Source organism: Okeania sp. SIO2B9 (assembly GCF_010672505.1).
GTDB lineage: Bacteria > Cyanobacteriota > Cyanobacteriia > Cyanobacteriales > Microcoleaceae > Okeania > Okeania hirsuta.
Genome location: NZ_JAAHGK010000295.1, coordinates 1 through 6,630, shown reverse-complemented (window position 1 = coordinate 6,630; position 6,630 = coordinate 1). Strand labels below are relative to the sequence as shown.

The window sequence follows — 6,630 nt, the reverse complement described above, 5'->3', positions numbered from 1 at the left end:
AAAATTTTGGTATTTTTGACAGTGATTTGAGAAGCGATAGACTGCCAGTCCGCAACGCGATCGCATATTCTCCATTTGAAATTTTATTTTTGGTCATTTGTCAAAAAAATTAGATGCGTTTTCCCTGGCTAAACAACTTGCTCCTTACCTTCAAGACCCTGAAGCTTTTCGTCGAGAGAGTGGTGCTTTGCTCAAACGACTGCAAAATATTCAGGATTTGCTCGCTAAACACAATAATTCTGGAAAACCAGCAACCCTCAAAGATTTGCAAGCTTTTTTAGAAGACTATGCAGTAACTGTTGAGGAGTTTAGGGAGCGTGCAATTACCTTTACAAAAACAGTACAACCCCTGACCCAGAAACTTGAGGGTTTAGAAACTGCTGAACAACTCTTGATAAATTTAGTTAAAAGTCCAGAATTTGTTGCTTTTATTGAAGCTCCCGATATGATGGGAGAGTTTTATCAGCTCACAATTCAAAGAGAAATAGATGCCGAGCAAGCCTTAAATAATGCCCAACTTCTACGAAATCAAATCATTGTTTTTAGCTTTGGCCTTTCAGGAGGGGTGGCTCTGATTCTAGCTTTATATACCAGTCATGCAATCGCCAAGCCACTGCAAACAGTTACAGATGTTGCTCAATTAGTTACTCGTGATTCTAACTTCAATCTGCAAGTACCAGTTCAAACTAATGATGAAGTAGGTGTATTAGCAACATCCCTAAATCAACTGATCTGCCGTGTCAAACAGTTAATGACCGAAGAACAAGCTTACATCTGGCAATTGGAACAAGCGAAAGAAACTGCTAATGCAGCCAACCAAGCCAAAAGTGAATTTCTTGCCAATATGAGCCATGAACTCCGCACCCCCCTCAATGGTATCCTTGGCTATGCTCAAATCCTTCAGTATTCTGAAACCATGAGTGAGGAAGAAAACAAAGGTCTTGATATTATCAAACAATGTGGTCTTCACTTACTGAAATTAATCAATGATATTCTCGACCTCTCCAAAATTGAAGCCGGCAAACTCGACCTCTTGGCAAGCGAGTTTCTTTTCCCTCTTTTCTCCAAGGAGTGGTGGAAATATGTCGCATTCGAGCCGAACAAAAAGGCATAAATTTTTACTACTCCCCCGATAAAAATTTACCTATAGGCATTTGCGCTGACGAAAAACGACTACAGCAGGTATTGATCAATCTCCTGAGCAATGGGATTAAATTTACCGATATTGGTAGCGTTACCTTTAGCGTCACCGCACAAAAATTGTCAGACCAATATCGCCTCAACTTTGAAGTTAAAGATACAGGAGTAGGTATGACCCCAGAACAACAAGAGAAAATATTCCTGCCATTTGAACAGGTGGGTGACTGCAAAAAACAGACAGAAGGCACAGGTTTGGGGTTAGCCATTAGTCAAAAGATTGTCAAACTCATGGGTAGTCAACTGGAAGTAAAGAGTGAAGTAGGTAAAGGCAGTACTTTCTGGTTTGATGTGGAAGTTCCAGAAGCAAAAGAATGGGCAGTGGCTTCGAGAACTGTGAAGCAGGGAACTATATTGGGTTATCAAGGTAAAAAATGTCGTGTCTTAGTTGTTGATGACCGTTCGGAAAATCGCTCGGTGGTGGTGATCTTGCTAGAAATGCTTGGCTTTGAAATGAGTGAAGCGAAAAATGGAAAGGAAGCTCTAGAAAAAATGATGGTATCTCTGCCGGATGTGGTGATTACTGATTTAATGATGCCAGTAATGAATGGTTATGAATTACTTAAATATATCCGCAGTTCGGAAAAGTTGAAGGATGTAGTGGCGATCGCTTCTTCTGCTAGTGTGTTTGAAAGTAATCAACAAGAGGCAATTGATAACGGAGCTGATGTATTTTTGCCCAAACCTATACAGACTGACAGATTATTAGAAATTTTACAGCAGTGTCTTGACTTAGAGTGGGTTTATGAGCAAAAGACCGCAGCATCAGCTCAGGTGACTGAGGTTAGAAAAAGTGAAGAAATTGTTTCTCCAGCTATGGAAGTCTTACAAGAATTACTCACTTTAGTAGAAGATGGCGATATTCAAGGTATTGTGGAAGTTGCTGAACAGCTTCTAGAATCGGATGTTACTTTAACTCCTTTTGCCCAAGAAATTTTGCAATTGGCGAATAGTTTCCAACTTAAACGGTTGAAAACTTTCATTAAAGAGTATCTTGATTCGGCGTTGCTGAACTAATGGATGAATCTTTGCAGAAAAAGTAACCCATCTTTATACTTCCTGTTTTTCTCAAACAAGAATTCCAATGCGCACTCTATGTAAGGTCCCCTACACTCCCCACACTCCTTGCAATACGCAAATATGCAACGCCTAATTCTGATGATGGGTGAATGGTTGTAGGTAGTGTGTTGATCTTTTCTCCGTCCTCAATACACCGAAATAAATTATTAGAATCACAAAGCTTCCTTAACCTATTAGCTATTGTCGTAAAAGTAGTCTTATATCAAGTCTCATTCATTAGCCATAATAAATTAGCTATCTTTAGTCATCTAAAGATGACTTCTGCTTTGATCCAAGAAATAAATTTCTTGGCGGATGATATGGTTCGCCAAGCCAAGGATTTAAATCCTTGGCTAATAGTTTAAGTCATCTTAAGATGACTCTTGAGGAGTATGCCATCTTTTTTATCTTTTTATATTGTGGTTAATCAGTAGAACTTGATATGACAAGAACAATGCTTGAGACCCATATTTTCCTCAGACTTTTCACCTACCACCTAATACCTACCACCTACAACCTTCTTTATTCTTTAGCCTTAGCCTCCAAATTTTCCAAACGACTTTTCAATTCCTGATTTTCCTTTTTAATCTTATCAAATTCCTGACGTAACTGTTTCAAAGCCTTATCAGAACCAATATTTTTCTGCACTCTCTGTACCGCTTCCTCAGCTCGACGACGTACTCGACCATCAGTAGTTTGATCGACTATACTCTGCAAAATTGAAATCGCTGTAGCAGTTTCCATTTGCGACAAAGCAGCTACTACAGACATCTGAGTTAAGAAAAAATTTTCCCGTGATAATTCCGTTAGTCGTTGCAAAATACGTTCCAAATTAACAGGAGACTGAGCAGTAGAAATTGTCCCTAGAGACCGAATAGCACTCAAACGTAACGTCTGCGGTACGCCAAGAACAGTATATTTCAAAATCAGATTTAGAGCAGTTTCAGAAGTCTTCATCTTACTCAACGCTGATATAGCAGCAGAACGCACGACCTCATTCCAACCCCGTTTTTCTGCCAATACCCACTTCAACAATTTAATTACCTTTTCCTGAGTTGGCTTTTGATCGGAGTTAGCATTGGCAGCAGCAATATCCCCAATTCCAGACACAGCAGCAGCTTCTACATAATAACTAGCATCGCCATTTTTCACTATAGATTTTAGTTGCTGATAACTTTTATTGGTTTTTATTTGTGTTAGTGCTTCCACCACAGCACGACGCACGCGAGCATCTTCGTCGTTTAAACCTGTAACCAAACTATCAAAGACCTGGTCTAGTTGAATTTTTGCCAGTTGCTTCACTACTTCAACACGCACGCCCCAAAAAGATTCCTCTATCAGCGCTTTTGATAATACTTTCACAACTTCTAAACCACCCTTTTTCACCAACGCTTCGGCAGCATAAATACGAGATATAGGGTCTGGATCGAATTGTAATTGTGCTTTTAGCTCCGCCAATGGATATGCCAATTTCACTGTTTTGAGATAGTTATTACCAACATCAAAGCTGATAAATTTTGGTTTTTCTGCCAGGGGAAAATAAAAGGTTTGTTCCTGCTCATGTATTCGTACAGTAAAAGTTGTCAATTCTGGCTTTTCTTCTTTGAGATAACCGAAAGCAATAGGAATTTTTAGGTCAAATAATTCTTTACTTGAATCCCCATTTTTATCATTATTTACCAGAGTTTGTTTAACTGTTACTTTAGCTAATTTACTATCACCATCCCAAACATAATTAACCTGATAATCAGGATGACCGCCCCGAAAAACATATTGGTCAAATAAGAATAATAAATTCCGTCCTGTTGTCTGTTCAATTGCTCTTAATAAATCGATAGTTTCCACCGTTTTATGAGCATTATTTTCCACAAAAGTATGAATAGCTTTTGTAAATAATTCATCTCCTAATTCAGTTTTAATCATGTGATAAACACAAGCAGCTTTTTCATAAAGATGACGGTCATAAAGCTCTATTGCTTCCCGATAAACATTAGTAACAATCGGACGACGATAGCGAGACTTATCCTCAGCAATATAACTTCGAGCTTCTTTCAATCGATAATAAGCAGCATCATCTTGACCATATTCATGCTCTGTCCATAATACTTCTGAATAGGTAGCCATTCCTTCTTTAATCCAGGCATGAGACCAATGTTTAATTACAATTAAATCGCCGAACCATTGATGGGCAAGTTCGTGAGCAACTAAACTTTCAGAATTACGATTATCTAAAGCTGCTCTTTCATCTAGTAAACATCTATCTGTTAGTAAAGTTGTAGAGGTATTTTCCATCCCTCCAAAAATAAATTCATTAACGCAAACTTGAGCATATTTAGGATAGGGATATTTATAGCCAAATTCTTGACTAAAAAATTCTATCATTTGGGGAGTTTTGCCCATAGTTCGTAGAGCATCATCTTGACGTTTTTTTTCTACATAATAAGTAACGGGTATACCATTCCATTCATCTTTAAATTCGACAAATTTACCCACTGCTAAAGTCATTAAATATGTAGGGTGAACTTGTTTTTGCATCCAATGATAAGTTTTGTTATCTTCACTTTCTTCGGTGTTAATAAGTTCACCATTGGAGATAGCAATAAATTTATGGGGTACTTTGACACGAATTTCTGATGTCGATAGTTGACCGGGGTAGTCGAAACAGGGAAACCAGTAACGAGAGTCTTCGTCTTCGCCTTGAGTCCAGACTTGGGTGGGTTTGTTTGGATAATGTTTGTCAGGAGTGATGAAATAGATCCCTCGTTGAGGGTTGTTGGCCGCGTAGGCGATCGCTACTTTTATTCGTTTACCTGCTTCAGTCGTTGGTTGTAGATAAATCTGTAATTCTTCGCCGTCATAGTCAAAAGTTTGTTCAGTGTCGTTAACTTTTATAGATTTAATTTCTAATTCAACTGCATCAAGAGTTAATTTATCAATCCCACTCCGTACAGGGTTTAAACTAATGATACAATTGCCATGAAAACTGTGATTAGGAATGTCGAGTTCTAGATCGAGGAAAATATGTTCTACTTTGCCTGGACTATCAGGGTTATAATGGGGTTTAGCACCTGGTAATTCAAAAGATTTGGAATTATTTTCAGAATCAAAGTAAATATTGGACATTCGATGTGATTTATTGATATGTATTGGACAAAAATCTAGTATATCTGTTAGTCGTAGCCCTGACAGCAATACCTAGATTATTGTAAAATACCATTATACAATTATCCTACAGCTTAATCCTGGGATTGATACGAATTTAATATTCTCAAAATTTGTATTCAGTAATACATACAGCAGATTCCACTAGGGGTGAGGTACACCCATAGCAGGCAAGATGTTATGGCGGGCAAGATGCTATGGCGGGCAAGATGCCCGCACTAGGAATATTTAATTGTTAATAGTAGTCTACCAAAATGAAAACCGCTGTATAATATAGCGCTATCAAAAAAACTATACTAACTCCTGATAAAAATTAAATAACTGTCTGGCTAAAGCTTGATTTGTATACTGATTCATTGCTTTTTCATAACCCTTTTTCCCTAATTCCTCAGTTAATTCTTTTTGCTCCATCAACTGCATTAAACAACTTCTCAATTCCTCAACATTTCCCTCTGGAAATACCAAACCAGCATCCCCAATTACATAAGGAATTTCTCCAGAATCAGAACCTATTACAGGCACTTGACAAGCCATTGCTTCAATTAAAACATGACCAAATTGCTCTTTCCAACCCACAGAAGTTAAAGTTTTAAACTTATAAGTAGTTTCTGATGGCAATACTAAAGTATTCATCAGATTAATATATTTTTGTACATGGTCGTGGGGAACACTTTCTACTAAAATTAGCCTCTCTTTAATTCCTAATTTTGCTGCTTTTTCTAATAAAGTTGATTGTAATTCACCCCTTCCTAATAATAACCATTTCCAAGGTTTTTCTTGTAAACCTCCCAAGGCTTCAGTTAATGTGAGTAAGCCCTTTTCCTCAACAAAACGACCTACAAAACCCACCACAAAATCATCAGTTTTAATTCCCAAACTATCTTTTAATTCTGGTTGTGTTTCTGGTTTAAACAAACTTTCATCTACTCCCAATTGAGGCATGACTTTAATCGGCCCTTTGTAGCCTCGTTCTCTTAAAATATCTTCTCCATCTTTATTTCCAGCAACAATTCCATCAGTATTTTTGAGATTATAAGATTCTAGTAAAGAAATGGGAAACTTAAGTTCATAAGGTAGATTCCACCAAGTAAAAAAGAGATTTTTTGCTTTGAGTCCTAAAAGTTTATTAAAAGTAATAAATTGAGCATAAGTTAAAGCTTTAGAACCCTGTTCTACTTGAATAATGTCGGGCTTGAATTTTCTTAGTAAACT

General features: G+C 37.5%; 4 protein-coding genes. 2 read left to right on the top strand and 2 right to left on the bottom strand.

Going from position 1 to position 6,630, the window contains the following annotated elements; all coding sequences use genetic code 11:
* Positions 1-97: 97 nt before the first annotated feature.
* Both F6K13_RS12500 and F6K13_RS12495 read left to right on the top strand, forming a co-directional pair.
* Positions 98-1,114, top strand: coding sequence for a HAMP domain-containing sensor histidine kinase (locus tag F6K13_RS12500; RefSeq protein ID WP_205127202.1), 1,017 nt, complete (start codon positions 98-100; stop codon positions 1,112-1,114).
* On the top strand, positions 1,075-2,214 hold the full coding sequence (locus tag F6K13_RS12495) for an ATP-binding protein (RefSeq protein WP_205127203.1): 1,140 nt from the start codon (positions 1,075-1,077) through the stop codon (positions 2,212-2,214). Before F6K13_RS12500 ends, F6K13_RS12495 begins: the two co-directional genes overlap by 40 nt.
* A 564-nt stretch (positions 2,215-2,778) precedes the next feature.
* On the opposite strand, the gene F6K13_RS12490 is transcribed toward F6K13_RS12495, so the two are convergent.
* Both F6K13_RS12490 and hpsO read right to left on the bottom strand, forming a co-directional pair.
* Positions 2,779-5,379, bottom strand: a complete 2,601-nt coding sequence (locus F6K13_RS12490) for a M1 family metallopeptidase (protein ID WP_124142873.1) — start codon at positions 5,377-5,379, stop codon at positions 2,779-2,781.
* 330 nt (positions 5,380-5,709) lie between these two features.
* A partial coding sequence (gene hpsO, locus F6K13_RS12485; protein WP_287287517.1) for a hormogonium polysaccharide biosynthesis glycosyltransferase HpsO occupies positions 5,710-6,630 on the bottom strand: 921 nt, incomplete at its 5' end.

Excerpts from the sequence above, each read along its gene's own strand:
- F6K13_RS12490 (WP_124142873.1), bottom strand. The coding sequence starts at position 5,379 with ATGTCCAATATTTACTTTGATTCTGAAAATAATTCCAAATCTTTTGAA.